The organism is Enterococcus aquimarinus (genome assembly GCF_001885765.1).
Taxonomy (GTDB): domain Bacteria; phylum Bacillota; class Bacilli; order Lactobacillales; family Enterococcaceae; genus Enterococcus_I; species Enterococcus_I aquimarinus.
The window spans coordinates 12,472-36,075 of sequence record NZ_JXKD01000020.1 but is presented as its reverse complement, the minus strand read 5'-3'; the positions used below and the strand labels follow the sequence as shown (position 1 = coordinate 36,075).

Sequence of the window (23,604 nt, the reverse complement as noted above, 5' to 3'; positions counted from 1 at the left end):
AAGATGTACCAACCCTAGTTGTTAAAGAGCCTTTATTTTTTATAGACTAATGACCCAGTAACCGATAAGGATAACACCTAGGATAATGCGATACCAACCAAAGACAGAGAAGTCGTTTTTCTTAATGTAGTTCATTAAGAATTTGATTGCTAAGATCGATACTACAAATGAAACGATGGTTCCAGTTAATAAGATCATGGTTGAGTTAAAATCAAAATGATTGCCGCTCGCTAAGAATTTAACGATTTTTAACAAACTTGCGCCAAACATCGTTGGAATGCCTAAAAAGAATGAGAACTCAGCGGATACGAAACGAGAACCCCCAATTAAAATCCCACCTAAAATTGTCGCACCTGAACGTGAAGTTCCTGGAATCAAGGCGAGAACTTGGAAGAATCCAACCATTAGTGCAAATTGATACGTAATTTGTGAGAGCTCCGTTACTTTTGGAATGCGCGTTTTGTTGTAGCGTTCTACTAAAATAAAGGCAACCCCATAAACAATTAACATGATGGCTACTGGTAAGAAGTGATGAAAGTTCTCATCCAACCAATCATCTAAAGGTAAACCAATAATGGCAGAAGGAATAATCGCGACAATGACTTTGAACCATAAGCTCCAGGTTTGTTTACTTTCATCTTTGGTTTTCGACAAGGAAAAAGGATTTAACTTGTTGAAATATAACACGACCACAGCCATAATGGCTCCGAGTTGAATCACCACGTTAAACATCGTCATAAATTCTTCTGTGGCATTTAATTTAATAAATTCATCGGCTAAAATCAGATGTCCCGTACTACTAATGGGCAACCATTCGGTAATTCCCTCAATAATTCCTAATAATATTGCTTTAAAAAAATCTGCTATTGCCATTTCTTCAATCCTTTCTATTCATCAATACACACAAAAATAAGTATACCGTTTCTTTTATAGAATACCAAGCAGTTTAATAAAAAAATAAGCTAAAGAATCTTAGCTTATTTCGTCTTATTATAAAGGTTTATTTTCACCTTTTAGAATATAACTCGTATCGGCAACTTCATGAATCGTAAAACGACCATTTTCATATTCTAAGCGTGTAACGGATCCGTTATCGATATCGACACGGACGTTATTTTCTTCATTAATTAAGTGAAGTAATAACGCGATAGTCAAACCATGAGAAACAACGAGCACTTTTCCGCCGCCATTTTTTTCGGCTCGATGTGCAATATCTTCAAAACCTTCACGAATTCGTGATGATAGTTCCTCGTAAGTTTCTGCCCAATTAGCAGTATCTGCTGTATAAATGGCGTTACAAATTTCTTCAAAGCTCGTTTTTTTGGCAATCATTTCATCATAAGAAGGTAAATCTAAGACACGTGGAATGACGCCCCACATCTCAGCGTCATAGCCACCTTCTAATGAACCAAAACACCATTCGCGAATTCGGCGATCGGTATGGTAAGGAATGCTTGCCCCATTTGGGTGTTCACTGAGAATAATCCGTGTCGTTTCAATTGCTCGTCCACTATCACTTGAATAGGCAGCGATAAAATCGGTTTCTTGCAATCCTAGTCCTAGTGAATGAATTTTCTGTGCGCCAATGGCTGTTAGTGGGGTATCGCACCAACCTTGAACGCGTTGAACCGTATTGAACATTGTTTTTCCATGTCTGACAACATAAATTTCTGTTTTTGTCATTTATTTCACTCCTTGTACTTATTTTTTTAAGGAAGACCGACTCTTTTTTAGCGGTTAAAAAAAGGATTTGTTTGTTTTTCCCAGCCAATTGTCGTCAGTTCACCGTGACCAGAATAGACGACTGTCTCATCAGGTAACACAAAGAGTTGGGTTTGAATACTTGTTAAGAGTTGCTCTAAGTTCCCTGTGTGTAAATCCGTGCGCCCAATACTCCCTTTGAATAGGGCATCGCCACTGACGACAAATGTATCGAAAATAAAACTGACGCTACCATGGGAATGGCCTGGTGTCGGTACCACTTTAAAGTGAATAGAACCTAGCTCATACGTCGTCATTTCGAATTCGTGTTCTGCGGGTTGGACAATCAATCCCCCAAGTTCAGGATGACGACTTGATAAATTTAAGACTGGATCAGATAGCCAAGCATTTTCCAGTGGACTGACATAAACGGGGATTTGGTAAACATTTCGCAATTCATCAACTGCACCGATGTGATCATAATGGGTATGAGTCAGCAAGATCGCAAGCGGTTTTGCCTGAATCGCTTCAACTTGTCTTTGGATGAGGGACGCATCGGCACCAGGATCAATGATTAATAATTCGCCTGCATCGTTCCAAACAAGATAACAATTTTCTTGAATCGGACCAGTCGGTATTTGTTTAATATTCATTTGAATAGCCTCCTGTAAAAGTTTTCTTATTTCAGTATAACCTAGTTAGACGTCGTTGACAAAGTTAGTTTTTTCGAGAAAAGTGTGACAAAAAGAGGAGAAAATACGTTGATAATAGTAGAGAGGAGGGAGAACAATGGAAATCAGCCAAGGAATCCAACTGATTCAGGAACAAAAAATTATTTATCTATTATCGTTACTATCAGTGGCGATGATCATTGATTTCATAAGCGGTGTTTATGCTGCCAAGCTGCATAAAGAAATCACTTCTAAACGTGGAATCAATGGTATCATTCGGAAAGTAGCAAGCATGATTTTACTCGTCTTTTTTTTACCAGTTTCATTGATTATTCCAGGTCAAACAGGAATAGCCTTATTATCGGTGTTGTATTTAGGCTATTTATTTATGGAAATTCAATCAATCTTAGAGAACTATCAAAAAATAGGGATTGATACACACTATTTACAAAAAATACTTACTAAATTAAAAGAGAAAGTAGATCTGGATGAAAAAGACGATTAAAAGATCTTTTATCGTGCTACCTCAATAGTGACACTTCGGGTATAATTAGGAGGTAAAGAAGGTGAAACAATGCATCGAGGGAAAATCTCTGTTCGAAATTTAGTAGAATTCGTTTTACGTCAAGGTAGTATTGATCAACGACGAACGAGTAGTCACACCGCACAAGAAGGCGCACGTCTTCATCGCAAGCTCCAAAAAGAGGCAGGAGAAGATTATCAAGCAGAAGTCTTTTTAAAGACGCAATATGAAATAGAAAATGAGAAGATTCAAATAGAAGGACGGGCAGACGGTATCTTTTTATTCGATAATTGTTGGACAATAGATGAAATTAAAACATCTGCTGTTGATTTTGATGCGTTAGAGCCTGGGCAAAAAGAATTGTTTTTTGCCCAAGGAATGGTCTATGCTTACCTGTATGCGACGCAAGAAAATCTCGATCAGATGAGCGTTCAATTAACATACTTTCAAACAACCGAAGAACAAATCACAAAAGAAGTTCGATCGTTTTCGATTGCTGAATTAAATCGTTTTTTAAAAGACTTAATGAAAGAATACCAACGGTGGCTTGTTTTTCAAGATGACTGGCGGCGTGTTCGCAATACGTCACTTGTTCAGCTCACGTTTCCCTACGAACAGTTCCGTAAAGGACAACGGGAATTGGCAATAGTCGCTTATAAAACGTTAAAGAATCAAAAAAACTTGTTTGCCGAAGCGCCGACGGGGACAGGCAAAACGATTTCGACGTTGTTTCCGGCACTAAAAACGTTAGGTGAGGATTCTGGTGACCGCATCTTTTATTTAACAGCTAAGACGATTACGCGTTCAGTGGCCGAAGATGCGTTAGTTGCTTTAACTAAACAAGGAGCACAGGTAAAAAGTGTCACGTTAACAGCAAAGGATAAAATTTGCTTTTTAGATGAACGTCGCTGTAATCCTGACGACTGTCCATTTGCGAACGGCTATTACGATCGGATCAATGTCGCGCTGTGGGATCTTTTGCACCACGAATCGCTGATGACTAGAGAAGTCATCGAAGAGTATGGACGCAAACATCAAGTCTGTCCGTTTGAATTATCCTTAGATGTCAGTTTGTTTTGTGATTTAATTATTGCCGATTATAATTACTTATTTGATCCGATTGTATACTTACGCCGATTCTTTGAAGAAGAAAGTGGCGATTCGTATTTTTTAGTGGACGAAGCACATAATTTAGTTTCACGGTCACGGGAGATGTATTCAGCAAGTATTTCTGATCAAACGTTTGTTCAATTGCAGGGATTATTACCGAAACAAAAAAGGAAAATACAAACGATTCTTGCTAAAATCATCTCTGAATTCGATCTTTTAAAAAACTTTAGCGAAAAAGAAGGTTGGATCTTTAAGCATCAGCAAGCACCTGCGGAGACGTTAACCAATCTGATCTTCCAACTCAGCGAGTGGTTACAAGAATATTTAGCGGAGCAGCTGGAGGACGCAAATAAAGAACAAATGTTGCAATCTTATTTTGAATGCCTGCGCTTTTTAAAAATTAGTGAATTTTATGATGACTCCTATGAAACGACAATTGAAATTGGTCGTTATGAGATCACCATTAAACAATTTTGTATTGATCCGTCTGCGTTTTTGGAAGAGACCTTGCAAAAAGGGAAAAGTAGTCTTCTGTTTTCCGCTAGCTTGAGTCCCATCGATTATTATCAACAGCGCTTAGGCGGTGGAGAAGAATCACTCGCTTATCGCGTCGGGAGTCCTTTTCCACCAGAAAATCAAGGTGTTTTTGTTGCGAATTATATCCAAACGACCTATCAAAAAAGAGCCGATAGTCTTCCTCAGCTCATTGAAGCGATTCAGCTGATGGTCACGAGTAAAAAGGGAAACTATTTTGTCTTTTTTTCTTCTTATCACTATTTAGATCTCGTTTATGAAGCTTTTACAGAGCAAAATCCGACGATTCGAACCATCGTGCAAGATACAAAAATGAGCGAAGTCGAACGAGAGGCTTTTTTAGCGACATTTGTGGAAAATCCAGTTGAAACATTAGTTGGTTTTTGCGTATTAGGAGGGATTTTTTCAGAAGGGATTGATTTAAAAGGGGACCGTTTAATCGGGGTAGCCATCGTCGGCGTGGGGTTGCCACAAGTCAATCATGAGCAAGAAATGATTAAGGAATACTTTGCTGTAAAAAATCAACAAGGGTTTGAGTATGCGTATCAGCTACCAGGGATGAACAAAGTCTTACAAGCCAGCGGTCGAGTAATTCGCGATATGACGGATCAAGGCATTGTGTTACTGCTTGATACGAGATTTAATACGTCTCGCTACCGCAAATTATTTCCGGAACACTGGCGACATGCACGGATTTGTTATCAACCGCAACAATTACAAGGTTCAATCGAGGAATTTTGGCAAAAAAAGAAGGATGAGTCGTAACTCGTCCTTCTTTTTTTAACGATAATTGGTAAATTGCAGTTCAATTGGCAAATCTAAGTTTCGTAATAATTGGATTACTGCTTGCAAATCATCACGATTTTTCCCAGTAACTCGAATTTGATCTTCTTGAATTTGGGCTTTTACTTTTAGTTTCGAGTTTTTAATGGCTGTTGAGATTTTCTTACTGTTTTCACGGTCGATTCCACTTATAAGATCAGCCGTTTGGCGCGCCTTTGAACCAAGTGCGTGTTGTGTTTCGCCGAATTGAATATTTTTTGTAGGAACACCTCGTTTTGCTAGTTTCGCAAACAAGACGTCTTTGATTTGTTCTAATTTAAAGTCATCATCACCTAAGACAATTAACTTTTGATTCTCCAGTTTAATATCGACGGTCGAACCTTTAAAATCAAAACGATTCGTTAATTCTTTAACCGTCATTTGAACGCTATTTTTGACTTCTTCCATGTTCATTTCGGAGACGACATCAAATGATGGATCTTTTGCCATAGAAACACTCCTTCCAATTTTTAGTCTACAATCTTTTTAAAGAGATGTTGCTTGTTACTATGTCTTTATTATAGCGAAATATTTCGCTGTTGTCTCTTTCTTTTGCCAGAAGAAACTGCTATTCTTTAGACGATAGATTTTTACGGAGAGGAAGCAGAGTAAATCATGGAGAAGAGGCAACATATAGAATTATTAAAAAAGATGGGCACAATCTTTTTTACAGGAGTGACTGGTGCAATTGGAATGAATTTCTTTTTAACACCTGCCAATATCTTGTCAGCAGGAATGAATGGCTTGTCACAGATAACCGTTGAACTGGCACAGTCGCAGTTGAATCTGTCTCTTAGTATGGGGGCACTCATTTTTCTTTATAATATCCCTATTTTTATTTTAGGATTTATTAAATTAGGGAAAGATGCGATGATTTTTAGCTTTATGAATGTTTTCGTTTCATCGCTAATGATTATCATTCTTCCCGAGGGCCAATTTACGGATAATATTTTATTAAATGCTATTGTCGGTGGTGTCTTAATCGGAACAGGGGTCGGGCTTTCATTAAAAATGGGCTTTACAACTGGCGGTATGGACGTTCTTTCACTCATTTTTTCCAAAATGACTGGAAAAACGGTCGGCAGTTACATGATGGCGTTGAATGGGTTAATTGTGCTAATGGCAGCGACTGTTTTTTCCGTGGAAAGTGCGTTATATACCGTCATCTCGATTTATACGATGAGTCGTGTCATTGATACGATTCATACGAATCATCAAAAAATTACCGCGCTTATCATTACCACAAAACCAGCGGAAGTGGGAGAAAGTATCTCTAAGAGTCTGTATCGCGGGATGACTGTTTTACCTTCTGTTGGTGCGTATTCGGGATTACCAAGTAGTACGATTATGATTGTCGTGACACGCTATGAACTTTACGATTTAGAGCAAGCAGCGATCGAAGCCGATGAGAAGGTCTTTATTAATGTTTTACCGACGCATTCTGTTACCGGTCATTTTGCAAGCGACGATGAACAAAGAAGTTTTAAAGTCAAATCAAGGATGACGTTGTAATATAAGAACGACCGTCCGTATAGACAGAAAATAGCAGTGATAACTATGCAAAAATACCCTACCATTCATATTTGATTGTGAATGGTAGGGTATTTTCAATTTCTAAAGAGATTCTGGGAAAACAATGATTCAGGGAATCGTGTATGACTTTTGAACTTCAATTATACTGTTTCTTTTTTTATACAAAGGACTTAATGTTATACTAGTCATAAAATAAGTTGACATGAAGGTTAAGACATGGATAATTTAGAAATCGATTTACCCAGTAAAACTGAGCTAATCATAAGGGTGCCAGATAAAAGATTATATAGTTGTGATTTTACTTCATTTTCCTTATTGCAAAAAATAGCTTCACAAAGGATGAAGAAACACATTAAAAATAGTTTCATTTATATTTTTTTTCAAATAAGTTTAATTAAAAAATATTCGAATCAGAAGGAAGAAGATTCTTTTTTCACTTGTGTGCGAGAAAAATCTGTTACTAAAAAAAATCAAATAATTGATGCTGTTTTTGAGAGGAATACTTATGAATAAATTTATTTTTAATCAAAAATATCCATTTATTCTATTATTCGTTTCATTCATTTTCATAATGCCACAGATTATTACTAAAAGTATGGTGATAGGATCCGATGCTATTTTTCATTTTAATCGTTTTTTTGAAACATCAGAGCAAATAAAAAATGGAAATTTACAATATTTTATCTCGATTTATGGATTCCAACAATCTGGACGAATCGTAAATGCACTTTATAGTCCCTTTGTTGCTTATCTAAATGGTGTGTTAGTATTAATAGCGGATAATTGGTTTACTTATCAAATTATTACCAATTTTATCTTATATAATATAGCAGGATTCTCTATGTATCACTTTCTTAGGTCAGGACATGTAGACCATAGAAAAAGTTTACTAGGCTCATTATTATACATGTGTACTTTTTCTATCTTATATTGGTCAACAAGACAAGGTTTTTCTAGTTGGGGAGCTGCTGTGATGCCAATGTGTTTCTCTTTAATATTTTATGTTCTTGAAGAAAAAAAGGTCCCGACATTTAAATTAGGTATATATGTTGCGTTATTAGTTCAAATACATATGCTTTCAGCATTCATAACGGTTTTGATCTTTATTCCAGTTTTCTTTTTTGCTTTTTATAAAAGCACTAGTAAAAAAAATTTCTTAACAGATCTGATATCAGCAATTATCCTATTTACTTTGTTAACCTTCAATATATGGACGGCATATATTACAATTGCTAGTAATAACATATTAATTCAGCCTTTTGTGAATAAGACCATGAGTTTGAATACTATAGATAAAAATAGTTATTATTGGCTTATAAATCCATGCTCACTTTTGATAATACTAATCTTTACTATTATCTTTTTTATAAAAAAATGGAAACACCATTCCACTGAATCTAAAATGATTTTTATAATAATGATGATTTTTATGCTATTGTCTACAAGTATCATTCCTTGGGATACTTTAATTGAGAAACGATTTTTCATAGCGGAGTTAATTCAATTTCCATTTAGATTTTTTACGCCTGTAACAATCTTCATCCTTTATCTCTTTTTCAAGATATCAGACTTCAAAAAAATAGCCAAGATCTTTGTTCTCTTAGGAATATTACAAGTAGTTATACTGATGTTTGTTACATTGAGTGCATGGAGTAGTAACGATGATTTTATTTTATCTGGGCCTAAAACAGTTTTTAAAGAAGAAAATGTGAAAAAGATTAAAAAAGCATTCTTTTCAAAAAATAAAGGTGAGGCTTTAGAAGTAGTAATGAAATCAACGCCAGATTATTTACCTTTTTATGAAAACGAGAATTTTAAAAATATACATGAACTAAATGCGTATGAACTATATAAAAATAATATCATAAATAAAAATCAATACTTCAAAAAATCAATAGTGAAATCTAAGCTGGTAGTGAAAGAAATTAATTTCAGTGAGGAATTTATTGAATTCCCTGTTATTATATACGCCGGTACACGGCTTACTACAATGGGAACTGAACTTGCAAGTGATCAATATTCTTTAAGTGTAATTGGTACCCCAATTATTAATAGAGAGTATGTTAATAACAATCAAATAGAAATTGAGTACAATAATAAATTTAATGACCTATCTATTTATTTAACCCTTATTATGTGGGGGATAGTGATCATTATTGGAATTTACGTCAAATTGAATTATTTCGTTTAAATAGAGGCATAACCTAATAATTTCAAAATCTCGTAAATAACGATACTGTTTCTAAATACTGCTATTGATTTTCATTGAATTTTATCAAGTATGGTTACCAGTAAAAAAAATGAGCATCTTTTACCGACTGATAATAGTCTATAAAAGATGCTCATTTTTTATTTATCTTACACTAAAGCTATGCATGCTAGCTCTAATGGCTTTTCAATTGTTGCACGGGATCTCGATTTTGATGATTATTCGTTTAGCAGTATCAAGCAGACTATTTAGTAACCATAGCCAAAGTCTAATTTTCGAATTTGTACTATCTATTAAATAGAGTAATAAATGATGTTAAGTCAGTGAATACTCTTATCTAATACCAAGTGCAATTCTCGCATAACGACTCATCCGGTCTGTTGTCCATGCGGGATACCATACGAGTTTGACTTCAACATTTTTGACTTCTTCAACGTCTGCTAAAGCGTCGTGAATGTTGTCGGTGATGACGTCCGCTAAGGGGCAGCCCATCGTGGTGAGGGTCATTTTGACAATGGCTTCACCCGTTTCTCCCGTAAAATCGACTTCATATATTAAACCTAAATTGACAATATCAATACCTAATTCAGGGTCAATGACTGTTTCTAATGCAGTAGTGATACGATCTTTGATTTCTTGAACTTCTTGTTCTGTGTACGTTTCACTCACAGGAAATCCTCCTTTTAAATAGTTTCTAGTCCACATCATACTATTTTTTTAGATGTTTGTAAAATAAGCAAGACAATGATAAGATGCCATTGGATAAAAAATATGGAGTCGGCGGTCCCCTGGGTCAAGTATCCTCGAATGTTGGCCCTATAAACTCCTAAAGCAAGCAGAGACTGCTAGTTAAATGAAAAACTTGATTGTAAAAGGTGGGAAATAAAAAAGTGAAACAAATGATTGGGAAAATAGGCTTATTACTTGTGGCAATAATTTGGGGGACAGGGTTTGTCTGGACGGCCATTGCGTTGGAACATTTTGGACCATATGAAATTATTGCCATTCGAATGACCATTGCCTTTATTGCGCTATTGTTGATGAACATCCATCGCTTAAACGAACTAACGCGAGTGAATTTGCTTAGGGGAAGCTTTGTTGGACTGTTATTATATTTAGGGTTTATTTTTCAAACGATTGGATTAAGCTATACGACGCCGTCAAATAATGCTTTTTTGACGGCAGTAAACATTGTGTTTGTGCCATTTATTAGTTTAATTCTCTTAAGACGAACGATTTCTTTTCAATCGATTTGGGGCGCACTCGTAACGTTTGTTGGGATTGGCTTTATTTCCTTGCAATCGGGCTTATCCAATATGAATCGCGGGGATGTTTTTTCGCTTATTTGTGCGGTCTTTTTTGCGTTACAAATTGTAGCAACCGACATCTTTACCAAAAAAATGCCTACTTGGCAGCTGTTGCTCTCTCAGATAGGCACTGCGAGTCTCTTAGCGTGGATAGGCGTGTTCACTTCTGGTGAAACAAATCTCGTTGATGGTTCGGTTCCCTTAAACGGACAAACCCTTTTTCCATTAGTGTATTTGGGACTTGTCGGAACATTATTTGCTTATTACATCCAAACGTATTCGCAAAAAACGACATCAAGCACGGAGACGGCCGTCATTCTTTCGACAGAGGCTTTTTTCGGAATGATTGGCTCGGTTCTTGTGTTACATGAGGTCGTGACGTTCCCGATGATTATCGGAGGAATCTTGATTTTTTGCGGGATTCTAATTGTCGAAATTGATTTTTTACAGTTCAGACAGGTACGAGAAAAAATAGCTAGCGGATTTAAGCATAAAAAAGAAAACAATCATCCGAGTACTTAATCATACTTAAAGGGAGCGAATGAGATAAGATGGAATTTAAATTAGCGACAAGTTTTGATGGAAAAGCAATCCTTCAATTAATGCAAGAAGGGATTGCGTATTTAAAGGCCCAAGGTTCGCCACAATGGCAAGATGGTTTTGGACCAGATGAAGCGAAAGTGATGCACGATATTTCACAGAAGCATTGTTACATTCTTGTCAATGAACATCAGCAAATTGTTGGGACTGCTGCTTTAATACCGGGCGTTGATCCAGCATATACCGCAATCTCGGAAGGGCAATGGGAAGGCGATGCACCTTATCTTTCGATTCACCGAGTGGCAGTCAATTCGCAGTTTCGCGGTTACGGGTATGCTCATTTGTTATTGGAGCGTAGTCTGTTAGAAGCGCAGCATCTGGGCTATCATGATGTTCGAATCGATACGCATCGACTTAATACACCTATGCAAAAAGCGATTACGAAAGCAGGATTTCAGTATCGTGGAGTGGTTCATTTCCCAATATTAAACGGCGAACGGCTCGCTTATCAAAAAATAAACACACAATAATACTTCCACTAAGTATTATTGTGTGTTTATTTTGTATTTAACTATTGTAAACGTTTACTTATTTTTTTGTAGAGCGGTTTACTTGTGTTATAATGAGATTACGATTAAAAAAGGAGTGGGTTTTAATGAAGCTTAGCAAACATCTCAGGCAGTCCCTCGTAAAAATCACCATCGCACTCTTACTATTTGCTCAAGTCACTCCTATTTTTTCAGATACGATTGAGGGACTCGTTTCAAACAAAGAAGAGACTGGTGAGCCCGGTCAAACACCCGCTGTCTCCACGACTTCTCAAGCGCAAGAAGAAACCATTAGCTCTTCTTTAGAAACGGTAATTAGCCCTTCAGAAACCATTGAAGACAATCCAGTGGAAGCGCCTGAGAGTGCTGAATTGCCACCTGCGCTTAGCGAAAGTCAAGAGGCTTCCAATCAACCGACAAGTGACTCAAACACAGAAATAACAGAAGAATCGACGACTGTATCATCAGATACGACTGTGAGTCCTTCTAGCGAGTCTTCTGATAGTCAACAGACACAAGAATCAAGTACGGATTCAACCGTGTTGAGTACAGAAACAGAACTAACAGAGAGTTCTTCTACCATTCAAACGCAAGAAACCAGTCAAAGTACGCAAGAGAATACCTCTGAGCAATCGACCAATCGTACAGAAGAGACTTCAGACATTTCTTCCACACAAGAAAGCAGCGAAGAAGAGACTGTCAATCCGAATAGTTCTGTGGAAGAATCGAAGCCTGTAATCGATAAGGAAGAATTGGTTCCTGAAAAACCAACGACTGCTCCTGTAAAACGTCCGAATCAGTCAACTACAAATACAGTAACGCCAACTATTTCTGAACAAATTTTTCCAACACTCAGCCAACCGTTCGATCTACCGCTGAGTCCCCAATCGTTTGTGGCATCGGATTTAAATGGTTTTGTTTTACCCTTACTAAGCACTTACGCAGATCAACGGGAAGCGGCGATTGTTGTGACGGCTTTAAGTTATTTGAACCAACCTTACAAAAAGGGTGGAAAAGGGCCGGAACATTTTGATAATTTGAACTATTCTCGTTATGTTTATCAACAAATTTTTTCGCTGGATATCCCTGAAGAGCAGACGAAATTCCTTCAAATTGGGACAAAAGTTACCCTTGACGAGACAAGACCAGGTGATTTAGTCGTCTGGGAAAAAGAAAATAAAGTCGGAATTTACCTTGGCCAAAATAAAATCATCATGGCAGATGATTCGTTACTGAACGACTCATTCCGGAGAACGAATGAGTCTGAGGAAATTCCAGGTGTTCGCATCTTTACGTTACGTGATGAGCAGGAGTTAGGTGATGAGGATGAAGACCAAGATCTACTAACGCGTTATGATTTTTTACGAGCACCCGATTATGGTCTTGCCAAAAAAGAGGAATGGCAATTATCCACATACGGCTTGCAGCAAGTCAGAGACTATCCTGTTTCGTTTGCGTTTCAAGAAAATGATGTTACCAACGCGTTTATTGACTCGATTGGTGAATTGGCAAGAGAGATGGCCTTGAAATACGACGTCTTTGCTTCGGTCATGATTGCCCAAGCGATTTTAGAAAGTGGTGCGGGGACGAGTGGGTTATCGCGTGCACCTTATTATAATTTATTTGGCATTAAGGGAAGCAATAGCGGAGCCTCTATTACGTTGCCAACTGCAGAAGATAATGGCCAAGGGCAGCTTTATACGATCAATGCCGCTTTTCGAGTGTACCCAAGTTATCGAGAGTCGCTTGAAGATTATGTTGAATTAATTCAAACCGGAATTAGTGGAAATCAAACTTTTTATCAAAAATCTTGGCGTTCCACGGCAAAAAACTATTTAACCGCTACACAAAATCTGATGGGCAAATATGCAACGGATACTTTTTATGCGAATAAATTAAATTCACTCATTGCAACCTATCAACTCACGCGTTTTGATGAACCGAAAGTTTCAGTCAGTCATGCGATGATGACACTCTCTGAAATCCCACTGGAATATCGGCAAGACATTCGCTTTCCGATGTATAACGGCCTAAACTATAATACAAGCGGATCGTACGAAGCCGATCAATGTACATGGTATGTCTTCAACCGAGTCGCGCAATTGGGTGGTCGAGTGGGTGACTATATGGGCAATGGAGCAGATTGGCACACCAACGGACAACTATTAGGCTATCAAACATCGTCCGTTCCTAAAGTAGGCTATGTCATTAGTTTTAAACAAGGAGTGGCGGGGTATCATCCCCTTTATGGTCATGTGGCATTTGTCGAAGCAGTAGGAGATGAAGGGGTGTTAATTTCTGAAGGTGATGCTTCGTATGTCAATTATCGGATCATCCCAAATGAAATTGCGCTTTCTAGCGGAGTGGGCTACGTCGCACCTAAGTAATGGTTTGCTTGCTTATTCGTGAAAAACATTCCTTGTCCTTCGTTTACAGCTAAAAAGAGTATTGTATCTTTTACACACAATTGATAAAATATAGTGGTAGAGGATGGTGCAAAAAATGAAAAAACGTATGAGAAAAAAGAAAGCATATAAACAATATATTCACGATATTTTTACTGGATATGAACAAATGCTAAGTAATCCGGACTTAAATGAATTACGATTTACGTATTTGAAAGAAGAAACGGTGTTAAAACGCGATGAAGAAAATCAAATTCGTTTTCGGACGTACGATCTAGATTAATTTAAAAAGTGATTGGTTGTTGAGTCGAAGCACAACCAATCACTTTTTTTTCGAAAAAATGATACACTATAAGAGTAAGAGTATTGTAACGAGGAGGAGTGGCAATGGATAACGAACAACAAGTGTTTTCAGAGCAGCAATCCGCAAGTTCCTTTAAAGAAATTAAAGAAGTAGCATCCAAAAATATCCATTCATTATTAGAAGATTTGCATGATTTTGAAGTGGCGATTCGCGAAGAAAAAATTCAAGAGATTTACCGGATTTATAATGGACGACTCCATCAAGAACTTAAAAAAACATCGAATCAACACAATGAAATTGATACGTTACTTTCGCAAAAATTACACGAAAGTCTTATGACAACCTATCCATTTATGCGGCAAGTGAAAAAAGTCAGTCCGACAGTGTATCATTACCAAATTGATCAGTATTACCACGAGCGGCCAACCATTTTTATGGATGCGAGTGTGCCCGCACTGTTTGTATTACCTGAAATAAAAGAAGAGTGGATGAAACCTTTAAAAACGATCGAAGAGGAACTGCAATCGCTAGAAGAGCAGATGGATAGCATTGAAGCGAAAAAGATTAATGCCAGAGTAGCAGTAAAAGAAATTGATGATAAATTACTCCTGTTGAAAAACGAACGATTGGCCATTGAACAAAATAAAGGATTTTTTAACCGTGGGAAAATTGAAGAAGATTTAGAGGCGATTCAAAAAAAACAAGATGCTTTACATCAAGAAAAAGAGACGTGGATACCCTATCTCAATAGTCCTTCAGAAACGAATGAAGAAAAAGAACACTTAGTCAAAATGTACGAAGAGAAACGTTTAAAACGAGCCATCATTATCAAAGAATTACGCTTAATTAAGCAGCATTTTGGTTCTTATGAAGTGTTAGAACAACAGTTGAGTGATTTTTTGATAAATTATTTAAATGGGGAGGAGTAGCGTATGAGCGAGATACCCGAAAATAAGACGATTGATACTTTTGAAGACCAGTATCAAATCAAGAAAACAAGTTATCAAAAAGAAATCGTGCAATGGATTAAAGAGGCAGAAGAAGAATTAGCTGATTTATATTTGAGAAAGGCGTTATTAGAAGCTGATTTTGAGACACTTTTACAGCAGTATCGCCAATTAATTCTTGCACAACAACCTTTTTCTACCATTGCCAAAACGAATTTATTGGAGTATTTGTCCTATTATCTATTGGAGCCGTTTCATTCAATTGGAATGCAGCAAACGGATCACTATAATACTTGGGAAACCAATCATTTTTACGTGGCGTATCAGTTAAATGAAGCCAATCATTTAGTCTTACATTTTCAACTGAAAGTCATCGATGAACGCTTTTTTATGGAATATATTCCGTTAATTACGCTCGACATGGATAAGATGGAAGTCACGATTGCTGAAAAAGAAGTGCATACGCTCATTTCTCTTTGGTATTCAGATAAATACTTGTCTCGCACGCAGTTATCGTTATTTAATCAAGATTTAAATCGTTTATTTGTGCATTTGAAAGCGTTAGGGTTTGATGTATTACCGAGTTTGCTCGATAATACCCAAGCGTTATCGTTACAGTTAATAAGCGATTTCTCTGCATCAGCCGCTATTTTAGATCAAATTTTTATTACGACCATGGAATCTGAAGAGTATGATTTTGATAAAATCGGCACGCAGCAATACCAAGTGACGTTAACGCAGGGACAAACCATGAAAATTGACATCCACGAAAATCAAACCGTGCTATTCATTGATTCGAATCTAAGAAAACGTTCGATTTTAGATTTTGTTACGAGTTATCCGTTTTTAGTCCCTTTGTTTGTGCAGGTTCGGAAATAGTGATGGATGAATTAGAGGAAATGATTGCTTTTTGGGATGATTTTGCCGATGATTATGATAGCATCCAAGAAGAATCGGCTACGACCTTACTTGATGATTTGAACACTTTCGTAAAGAAGCAACCGCTCTTTCCGGTTTCTTCTTTTTTAGATTTAGCTGGAGGGACTGGGAAATATATCGAAGTATTTTTACCGCTAGTAGAGCGTTATACTTTGGTTGATTTTTCGCCTAGGATGCTTGACATCGCGCGAAAAAAAGCGCCGCACTCAAACGTAACGTTTATCGAACAAACACAAGCGAGCTTTTTGGCACAAACGCGCGATTGTTCCTTTGATGTTGTCTTTTCCGCGATGAATCCTGCTTTAGATACACCAAAACAATTGCTAGAATTGCTGCGGATTGCGAAAAAAGCGGTCTATCTTTTGCGCTTAGTTGCCGATGAGGATGTGCTATTCTCGCCATTAGAAGAAAAGCCATTCAATCTGATGCACCAGTACAAAAAATGGTTACACGGTATGCCTTTTCAAGTAGTGGAGTTTGTCTATCCACTAGAAGAAACAATCGAAAAGTCGTTCTTTTATGAGTATTTTTCAGAAGAAATCCCTTATACAACGTTAGAAAAAATTGCAGCTACCTATTTTAAAACCGATTCAACTTTTTTAAACCCACGTCAAGTAATCTTTGAACTATTAATAATCCCCGTATCACAAGAGGAGGTGGCGCGATGAGGCTTACGCAATTATTGTCGAAAAATCAGCAAGTTCAATATTTAGTGTTTGAATATTTTCTCCACCACACCCAAGAGATTGCCTTAAAAGAACTTGCTCAAGAAATTCATGTCTCTCTTCCAACGTTACAAAAAGAATTAGTGAGTTTGGAAGAAGAGCTCAAGGCGTACGCTCCAAATGCCCGTTTAGAAAAAAATGCCAATGACGATTATGCCTTGATTTTGCCTAGCGATTTCTCGGTCAAAGGGTTTTTGAACCATTACTTGCAACAAGGACTGGATTATCAATTATTGGCTTCGATTTTTAAACAAAAAAATATCTCGATCACGAAAATGATGATTGAATTTCAAATTAGTGAAGCTTCTATTTTTAGAAGATTTAAGGCAATTAATCAGGTTTTGACAGAGTTTGATATTCAAATTAAGAACAAAAAAATTATTGGCGATGAAAATCAAATCCGCTTTTTCTTTTTTCATTTTTTCTGGCATAGCCAAACCCTTGAAAGTCTAAAAAAAAGGCTCGATCCTTCAATGAGTCAGCATTTAATTCATATTCTAGAAGACCATTTTCAACGGAAATTCTCTGTAACGGAGTATTGGAAATTAGTTTTATGGTTTGAAATTATGTCCCGACGTTTTGATTACCGCGAAGAACACCGGAAAGATTTTAGTCAGGTTTTTTTAACGGAATTTAATGAAGATGAGATGTTTAAACAATTAAAAAATATTCTTGCTCGTTATTTAAGTCGTTTTGCTTATCAATCGTTTGATAGCGAGGCTATTTACCTGTATCTATTCCTACTGTCAGAAGGCATGTATTTGCCTGAAGAGAGCGATACCCATTCGCCTCTTTTGTTAACGATTTTTGAAACGAATCGAAAAGTGGCCAAGGTCATTATCGAAGACAACGAAATGGTGGCGCACTTGTCACCGTTAGCCCAACGATTTTTATATTCGCTACATAGTCGGGTCGTATTTTATTATGGGGGCTTTGATGAGGATTTCCCATTATTTCAATCATTGTTATCTGATTGTGCCCCTGAAAAGCTTGATCACTGTATGACGATTGTGGAAAATCAGCTTGCTCGTCATTTGACCACTACGCAGTGGCGCAATCTTGATGGCAGTTATGGTTTTTTACTCGAAAAATATCAACAAAAAATCGAACGAACGAAACACATTGGGGTAGCCATTGAAGTTTCGCTACAAGCTAATAGTTATCTAGATTTTTTGCAAAAAGAACTAGGAATCTTACCCACGATAGACATCGAGCGGGCGGTCAAAGAACGACCGTATCAATTATTATTAGTGGACGAATTTACAGACGTCGCAGACTATCAGTGGGAAGCGTATTGCATTGTGACGCAATTACCGACGACTTTTGAAATTGAACGAATACAACAGGCACTGAATCAATCATTGCCTCAATAAAAAGGGAGGAGCTTTCATGCGCGTTTTAATTATTGGTGGTTCTCACGGAGGGATTGCGACTGCTAGACATTTAAAGAAAATTAATCCTTCCGTAGAAGTCATTATTATCGAACAATCCAATGTCTTAGGATACATTGGCAGTAGTTTAAATTTATATTTGGAAAAATACGTTCCTACCCTTGAAGTTTGTCGCACGACGAGCCCAAGTCAGTTATTGACAGAAGGAATTAACGTCATGATTCACTCGAAAGTGACCGCCGTTTGTCCTGAAAGCAAGTCAATTACGGTGACGATGCAAGATGGCGAAACGAAAATTGAAGACACTATTTCTTATGACTTTTTGGTATTAGCGATGGGTTCGAGCCAGTATCAAACGTCTTTTTCAGAAGAAATGGAAGACCAGGTGACGAATTATAAGAGTTTATCCCAAGCAAAAAAAGCAGCGGTAACTTTAGAAGCGAGCCAGAAAGTCATTATTATTGGCGCGGGATTAATCGGCTTTGAGTTGGCTGAAACCCTAAGCCAAATGAATAAAGAAGTGATTTTACTGGATCGTATGAATCGAGGATTGTTTCGCTATTTTGATGATGAAATTACGTCTATCTTATTGCGTGATTTACCAGCCAATGTGCAGTTAAAATTAAATCGTAATGTCCAGTCGGTAGAAATTGATGAAAATAATCATTTTAAAGGTGTTCAGTTGACCCACGATGACCTGATTGAAGGTGATGCGCTCATCTATGCAATCAATCCACGACCGAATATTGAATTAGTCGCAGATATTGTATCGGTTAATGCCGATGGAACAATTGAAACGAATGAATACATGCAAACCTCCGATCCCTTTATTTATGCGGTGGGTGATCTCGTTTCTGTTTATTTCAGTCAGTCAAATACCCCTAGTTATATCCCATTAGTGACCAATGCTTATCGAACGGGGATCATTGCGGCGACGAATATTTTGTTAGATGTCAAGATTCCTTTTCCGGTAGTTCAACGGACGATTGCTAGTGAGCTTTTCGCCTATTATTTAGCGAGTACGGGTATTAATGAAGATGAAGCGCCCTACTATGGCTTGTCCGTCCAATCTGTTTCTAAAACGTACGAAAAATCTGCTTTGTTTAGTCTAGAAACGGACTTTGAAATCACGATAAAGTTCGTCTTTGATCAACACTCCAAACAATTATTAGGTGGTCAGATTATTTCCAATTACGAAAAATCGCTTGAATTAATCAATACGTTATCTGGCCTAATCACGAAACAAACGACACTGGATGAAATGCTAACGATGGATTTTTATTTTAATCCAAAATTTTCGAATCCATTACATTTCTTTAATGACTTAGCGTTAGAGGGTATTTTAAAAGTAAATCGTCGATAAAAAAGGAGAAAAGTCTATTTTTCTCCTTTTTTATCGACGATTTACTTTTTCTACAAAAAAATCATTGATATTTTATCAGATATAGCATAGAATACACGAGAGAATGAGAATCATTCTCAATGAGTGTGAGAGGAGTATCCAATGAAGAAAAGCTATCTCTTCCTTTTATTATTGATATTAACCATTATTTCTTTGTTTGTGGGCGTGCACGGCGTTTCTATTACGGGCTTACTTGAAGGCGACGAGATTGAGCGGATGTTATTTATCAAGACACGTTTTCCACGGACAATTAGCTTAATTCTAGCGGGTGGGATGTTAAGTGTTGGAGGAAAAATTATGCAACACTTAATGCAAAACAAATTCGTTTCGGAAGGGACGATTGGCATGATGGACAGTGCACGATTAGGGATTTTAATCGTTATGATTTTCTTGCCTAATAGTTCCGTTTTAACGCGCTCCTTGGCGGCTTTTGTTTTTGCTTATGTCGGGGTTCTCTTATTCTTAAGTCTAAGTAAAGTCTTGCCTAAAGGAGATCCGATGATTTTACCGCTAACAGGCGTTATGTTTGGGAATATTATTGGAGCGATTGCGACGTTTTTAGCGTATCAATTCCAAGTCGTCCAAAATGTTTCTTCCTGGTTACAAGGAAATTTTGCGACAGTCATGGAGGGGAGTTACGAATTAATCTATGTGACGATTCCTGTCTTTATTTTATTATATTTCTTAGGTTATCAAATCACGATTGCAGGTTTAGGGTCAGAACTTTCCACTAACCTAGGACTAAACCACCAACGATTGCAATGGATTGTTTTCGCTTTGGTCGCGTTAGGGAGTAGTTCGGTCTTATTAATGGTTGGTGCGATTCCTTTTCTAGGCGTGGTGGTTCCCAATTTAGTCTCACTGTTTTACGGCGATCATTTTAAAAACACGATGGGACTGACTGCGATTTTTGGCGCGATTTTCTTATTAGTTTGTGATATTATTGCTCGAGTTTTAATTGCGCCTTATGAAATCCCAGTCAGTGTCGTAGTCGGTGTCATTGGCGGCGCGCTCTTTTTATTCTTATTAATGAGGAGGAAACAAGCATGAAAATATCCTCTTATTGGCTTAAAATTATCGGTTTACTCGTCTTGTGTGCACTATTTAGTACGCTCTATTTAACATACAACACGTACGGGAATTTTGCCTTTGCCTTTGCGCTTCGCGGAAAAAAAATTCTCGCCTTCATCCTTGTTGCCTTGGCGACGTCAGTCAGTACCATCTCGTTTCAAACATTGACCCGTAATCAATTTTTGACGCCAGGCATTTTAGGATTAGATAATTTTTATATTTTGATTCAAACATTGCTCTTTTTCTTCATTGGTGGCGTGACCATGCTCTCGCAAGAATCGATTTGGATGTTTTTAGCAAACATTCTTCTAATGAGTTTGTTCAGCGTCCTATTCTTACTTTATTTCATGGAAAAAGCTACCGGGAATTTGTTCTTACTTCTAATGGTAGGGATGGTCGCTGGAACGCTATTTTCAAGTTTAAGCACGTTTTTACAAGTATTGATGGATCCAAATGAATATGATTTACTTCAAGGTCGACTGTTTGCCAGTTTTGGGAACGTCAATCACCAGCATTTACTTGTTTCTGCTGTGATTATTTTGCTGGCTACTTTTCATCTTTGGCGGGTAGCACCTGAGTTGAACATCTTATTACTCGGAATCGATCCAGCAAAGAATCTCGGAATTAATATTCACCTTTTTCAAAAGAAGACGTTGTTTAGTATTGTGATTTTGACAGGGACTGCGACAGCCTTAGTCGGTCCGACAATCTTCTTAGGTTTTATAGTCGCAACGATTAGTTATCGTTTATTTTATACGTATCGACACCAACAATTGTTTTTAGGAAGTTTTTTAATTGGTGTTTTACTCTTGATTAGCGGTCAATTCTTAGTTGAACAAGTGTTTCAATGGAAAACGACAATTAGTGTCGTGATTCAATTTAGTGGCGGTATTTTCTTTGTTGGAAAAATTATCGCAGAGAGGAAGCAAACATGATTAGAGCCGGGAATATTTCGAAAAATTATGGCGAAAAGAAAATTTTAGAAGCGATTGATATTGAGTTGCCAAAAGAAAAATTAATTGCATTTATTGGGCCAAATGGTGCTGGAAAAAGTACATTTTTATCTCTAATTAGCGGATTGCAAGCTCAAAGTACGGGTGATATTTATTTAGACCAACAAGAAATCCGGAATTGGAAATCAAAAGAATTAGCCCAAAAATTAGCGATTTTAAAGCAAAGTAATGGCATTCAGTTGAATATCTCTGTTTATGATTTGATTTCGTTTGGACGTTTTCCGTATAATCGCGGAAAATTGACCGCAGAAGATCACCACATCATTGAAACGGCGATTGCCCAAATGGAACTGGCTGACTTAAAAGAGTCCTCAATTCATGCCTTATCCGGCGGCCAATTGCAACGAGTCTATATCGCGATGATTCTTGCGCAAGACACGGATTATATCTTACTGGATGAACCACTTAATAACCTTGATTTAAATCATGCCAATCAAATGATGCACTTGCTTAAGAAACTCGTTGAAGAACACCATAAAACGGTCGTGATCGTGTTACATGATATCAATTTTGCGGCTGGTTTTGCAGATTATATTGTGGCGATGAAAGACGGGAAAATTTTCGCTAAAGGCTCAACAAATGAAATTATTCAGCCCGAAGTACTCAATCAGCTGTACGGTATGAATGTCAAAATCTGTGAAATTGAAGGAAAACGATTCTGTATGTATTTCCATTAACCTTAAAAATAAGTAATAGAATAATTGGAGGAATAATAATGAAAAAAATCGTATTAAAAGGCTTCTTATTACTAACATTTACAGCTCTTTTAGCTGCATGTTCGACAAATGAGACAACAATAGAAAGTGGTCAATCACAAGAATCATCGCAAGCAGTCAAAACAGAGGTCGAAATTACCGATAGCAATGGCCCATTGACGGTTCCTTATCAACCCAAAAAAGTAGTGGTATTTGATTTTAGTACCTTAGATACGCTGCGTGTTTTAGGCGTAAGTGATACGGTTGTGGCGACACCGGTGGATAGCTTACCTGATTACTTAGATACCTTTGATGCGTTGGAATCAGCAGGCGGCATTAAAGAACCTGATTTAGAAAAAATTAATCAATTACAACCTGACTTAATTATTATCTCCGGTCGTCAACAAGACTTCCAAGCAGATTTAGAAAAGATTGCGCCAACGATGTTTTTAAATGTTGATACGACAAACACGTGGGAATCAATTCAACACAACGTGACGACGATTGGAGAAATTTTTGGGAAAGAAAAAGAAGCCCAAGAAGAACTCGCAAACTTAGCAACAATGATTGACGAGACAAAAGAAAAAGCAGAAGCAAGTAACTTAAAAGCTTTAACATTGTTAATTAATGAAGGTAGTCTATCTGCTTATGGTGCAGGTTCACGCTTCTCGATTTTACACGATACTTTTGGCTTTGCGCAAGCGGACGAAAACATTGAAGCTTCAACTCATGGACAAAGTGTTTCATATGAATATGTTTTAAAAAATAATCCTGATTTGATTTTTGTCATTGATCGCACAAAAGCCATTGGTGGCGATACTTCGCAAAATTCGTTAGTTGAGAATGAACTCGTGCAACAAACAACAGCTGGTGAGAATGACCAAGTCGTGTCATTAGATCCCCAAGTCTGGTATTTAGCAGGATCAGGAATTGAATCGTTAAAATTAATGATTGAAGATGTCAATCAAGCATTTAAATAACCAAAAGACGAGGTGAGTCGGCTATTTTAGCGACTCCCTTTTTTAGATTCCGCAGGTCCCGTATCATTAGTTGGGAAATCAATTAATCTGATAATTGAGAATAGAACCGTCTAATTGAGAATGAAAATCAATTAGACGGTGTTCTTGTGTTTTTATATATTAATAATATTTTCTTAAGCTTATTGGTTGAATTATCAATTATATTTAGGTATAGTTTTAATTAGAGATATTACT

General features: G+C 37.2%; 23 protein-coding genes. 18 read left to right on the top strand and 5 right to left on the bottom strand.

From position 1 onward, the window contains the following. Window positions 1-39: 39 nt before the first annotated feature. The 3 genes from RU93_RS10910 to RU93_RS10900 all read right to left on the bottom strand — a co-directional run bounded on the left by RU93_RS10910 (window position 40) and on the right by RU93_RS10900 (window position 2,354). Window positions 40-873, bottom strand: coding sequence for an undecaprenyl-diphosphate phosphatase (locus RU93_RS10910; protein WP_071875664.1), 834 nt, complete (start codon window positions 871-873; stop codon window positions 40-42). A 117-nt stretch (window positions 874-990) separates the two neighbouring features. Then, on the bottom strand, window positions 991-1,683 hold the full coding sequence (locus tag RU93_RS10905) for a histidine phosphatase family protein (RefSeq protein ID WP_071875663.1): 693 nt from the start codon (window positions 1,681-1,683) through the stop codon (window positions 991-993). 47 nt (window positions 1,684-1,730) lie between these two features. Then, window positions 1,731-2,354, bottom strand: a complete 624-nt coding sequence (locus RU93_RS10900) for an MBL fold metallo-hydrolase (protein WP_071875662.1) — start codon at window positions 2,352-2,354, stop codon at window positions 1,731-1,733. Window positions 2,355-2,490: 136 nt separating this feature from the next. On the opposite strand from RU93_RS10900, the gene RU93_RS10895 reads away from it, so the two are divergent. Together RU93_RS10895 and RU93_RS10890 are read left to right on the top strand one after the other, a co-directional pair. Next, window positions 2,491-2,877, top strand: a complete 387-nt coding sequence (locus RU93_RS10895; protein WP_071875661.1) for a phage holin family protein — start codon at window positions 2,491-2,493, stop codon at window positions 2,875-2,877. Window positions 2,878-2,946: 69 nt separating this feature from the next. Next, window positions 2,947-5,304, top strand: a complete 2,358-nt coding sequence (locus RU93_RS10890) for an ATP-dependent DNA helicase (RefSeq protein ID WP_071875660.1) — start codon at window positions 2,947-2,949, stop codon at window positions 5,302-5,304. A gap of 15 nt (window positions 5,305-5,319) precedes the next feature. Here RU93_RS10890 and RU93_RS10885 read toward each other — a convergent pair whose 3' ends face one another. Beyond that, window positions 5,320-5,811 carry a YajQ family cyclic di-GMP-binding protein gene (locus RU93_RS10885; RefSeq protein WP_071875659.1) on the bottom strand — a complete coding sequence of 164 codons (492 nt, stop codon included), beginning with the start codon at window positions 5,809-5,811 and terminating at the stop codon, window positions 5,320-5,322. A 201-nt stretch (window positions 5,812-6,012) separates the two neighbouring features. Between RU93_RS10885 and RU93_RS10880 the strand changes: the two genes are divergently transcribed. The 3 genes from RU93_RS10880 to RU93_RS10870 all read left to right on the top strand — a co-directional run bounded on the left by RU93_RS10880 (window position 6,013) and on the right by RU93_RS10870 (window position 9,085). Next, window positions 6,013-6,873, top strand: coding sequence for a YitT family protein (locus RU93_RS10880; protein WP_342741507.1), 861 nt, complete (start codon window positions 6,013-6,015; stop codon window positions 6,871-6,873). 237 nt (window positions 6,874-7,110) lie between these two features. Then, window positions 7,111-7,407 carry a hypothetical protein gene (locus tag RU93_RS10875; protein ID WP_071875657.1) on the top strand — a complete coding sequence of 99 codons (297 nt, stop codon included), beginning with the start codon at window positions 7,111-7,113 and terminating at the stop codon, window positions 7,405-7,407. Continuing rightward, window positions 7,400-9,085, top strand: a complete 1,686-nt coding sequence (locus tag RU93_RS10870; RefSeq protein ID WP_071875656.1) for a hypothetical protein — start codon at window positions 7,400-7,402, stop codon at window positions 9,083-9,085. The genes RU93_RS10875 and RU93_RS10870 overlap by 8 nt, the downstream gene beginning before the upstream one ends. 351 nt (window positions 9,086-9,436) lie before the next feature. Here RU93_RS10870 and RU93_RS10865 read toward each other — a convergent pair whose 3' ends face one another. Then, entirely contained in the window at window positions 9,437-9,808 is a 372-nt protein-coding gene (locus tag RU93_RS10865) for a metal-sulfur cluster assembly factor (protein ID WP_071875655.1), read from the bottom strand. Window positions 9,809-9,978: 170 nt separating this feature from the next. Between RU93_RS10865 and RU93_RS10860 the strand changes: the two genes are divergently transcribed. From RU93_RS10860 to RU93_RS10800, 13 genes are all read left to right on the top strand, one after another. Further along, window positions 9,979-10,932 (top strand): DMT family transporter, encoded by a 954-nt coding sequence (locus RU93_RS10860; protein WP_211272590.1) that lies wholly within the window; start codon window positions 9,979-9,981, stop codon window positions 10,930-10,932. A 29-nt stretch (window positions 10,933-10,961) separates the two neighbouring features. Next, window positions 10,962-11,480 (top strand): GNAT family N-acetyltransferase, encoded by a 519-nt coding sequence (locus RU93_RS10855; RefSeq protein ID WP_071875653.1) that lies wholly within the window; start codon window positions 10,962-10,964, stop codon window positions 11,478-11,480. 125 nt (window positions 11,481-11,605) lie between these two features. Then, window positions 11,606-13,885: a glucosaminidase domain-containing protein gene (locus tag RU93_RS10850; RefSeq protein WP_071875652.1), complete on the top strand. Its 2,280-nt coding sequence runs from the start codon at window positions 11,606-11,608 to the stop codon at window positions 13,883-13,885. Window positions 13,886-14,000: 115 nt separating this feature from the next. Further along, window positions 14,001-14,186, top strand: coding sequence for a hypothetical protein (locus RU93_RS10845; protein ID WP_071875651.1), 186 nt, complete (start codon window positions 14,001-14,003; stop codon window positions 14,184-14,186). A 104-nt stretch (window positions 14,187-14,290) separates the two neighbouring features. Continuing rightward, window positions 14,291-15,136 carry a hypothetical protein gene (locus RU93_RS10840; protein ID WP_071875650.1) on the top strand — a complete coding sequence of 282 codons (846 nt, stop codon included), beginning with the start codon at window positions 14,291-14,293 and terminating at the stop codon, window positions 15,134-15,136. A gap of 3 nt (window positions 15,137-15,139) precedes the next feature. After that, window positions 15,140-16,033 carry a hypothetical protein gene (locus tag RU93_RS10835; protein ID WP_071875649.1) on the top strand — a complete coding sequence of 298 codons (894 nt, stop codon included), beginning with the start codon at window positions 15,140-15,142 and terminating at the stop codon, window positions 16,031-16,033. A 2-nt stretch (window positions 16,034-16,035) separates the two neighbouring features. Further along, window positions 16,036-16,761 (top strand): class I SAM-dependent methyltransferase, encoded by a 726-nt coding sequence (locus tag RU93_RS10830; RefSeq protein ID WP_071875648.1) that lies wholly within the window; start codon window positions 16,036-16,038, stop codon window positions 16,759-16,761. Then, window positions 16,758-18,191, top strand: coding sequence for an AcpB/EbpR/MafR family transcriptional regulator (locus tag RU93_RS10825; protein ID WP_071875647.1), 1,434 nt, complete (start codon window positions 16,758-16,760; stop codon window positions 18,189-18,191). Before RU93_RS10830 ends, RU93_RS10825 begins: the two co-directional genes overlap by 4 nt. A gap of 16 nt (window positions 18,192-18,207) precedes the next feature. Next, a complete protein-coding gene (locus RU93_RS10820; RefSeq protein WP_071875646.1) occupies window positions 18,208-19,572 on the top strand; it encodes an FAD-dependent oxidoreductase in 1,365 nt (454 codons plus the stop codon). 141 nt (window positions 19,573-19,713) lie between these two features. Further along, a complete protein-coding gene (locus RU93_RS10815; RefSeq protein ID WP_071875645.1) occupies window positions 19,714-20,661 on the top strand; it encodes an ABC transporter permease in 948 nt (315 codons plus the stop codon). Beyond that, window positions 20,658-21,617: an iron chelate uptake ABC transporter family permease subunit gene (locus RU93_RS10810; RefSeq protein ID WP_071875644.1), complete on the top strand. Its 960-nt coding sequence runs from the start codon at window positions 20,658-20,660 to the stop codon at window positions 21,615-21,617. Before RU93_RS10815 ends, RU93_RS10810 begins: the two co-directional genes overlap by 4 nt. Further along, complete coding sequence (locus tag RU93_RS10805) at window positions 21,614-22,372, top strand: iron ABC transporter ATP-binding protein (protein ID WP_071875643.1); 759 nt, start codon at window positions 21,614-21,616, stop codon at window positions 22,370-22,372. The genes RU93_RS10810 and RU93_RS10805 overlap by 4 nt, the downstream gene beginning before the upstream one ends. Window positions 22,373-22,410: 38 nt before the next feature. Then, the gene (locus tag RU93_RS10800; RefSeq protein ID WP_071875642.1) at window positions 22,411-23,370 is read left to right on the top strand and encodes a siderophore ABC transporter substrate-binding protein; all 960 of its coding nucleotides are present in this window, start codon (window positions 22,411-22,413) and stop codon (window positions 23,368-23,370) included. Window positions 23,371-23,604 lie beyond the last annotated feature (234 nt).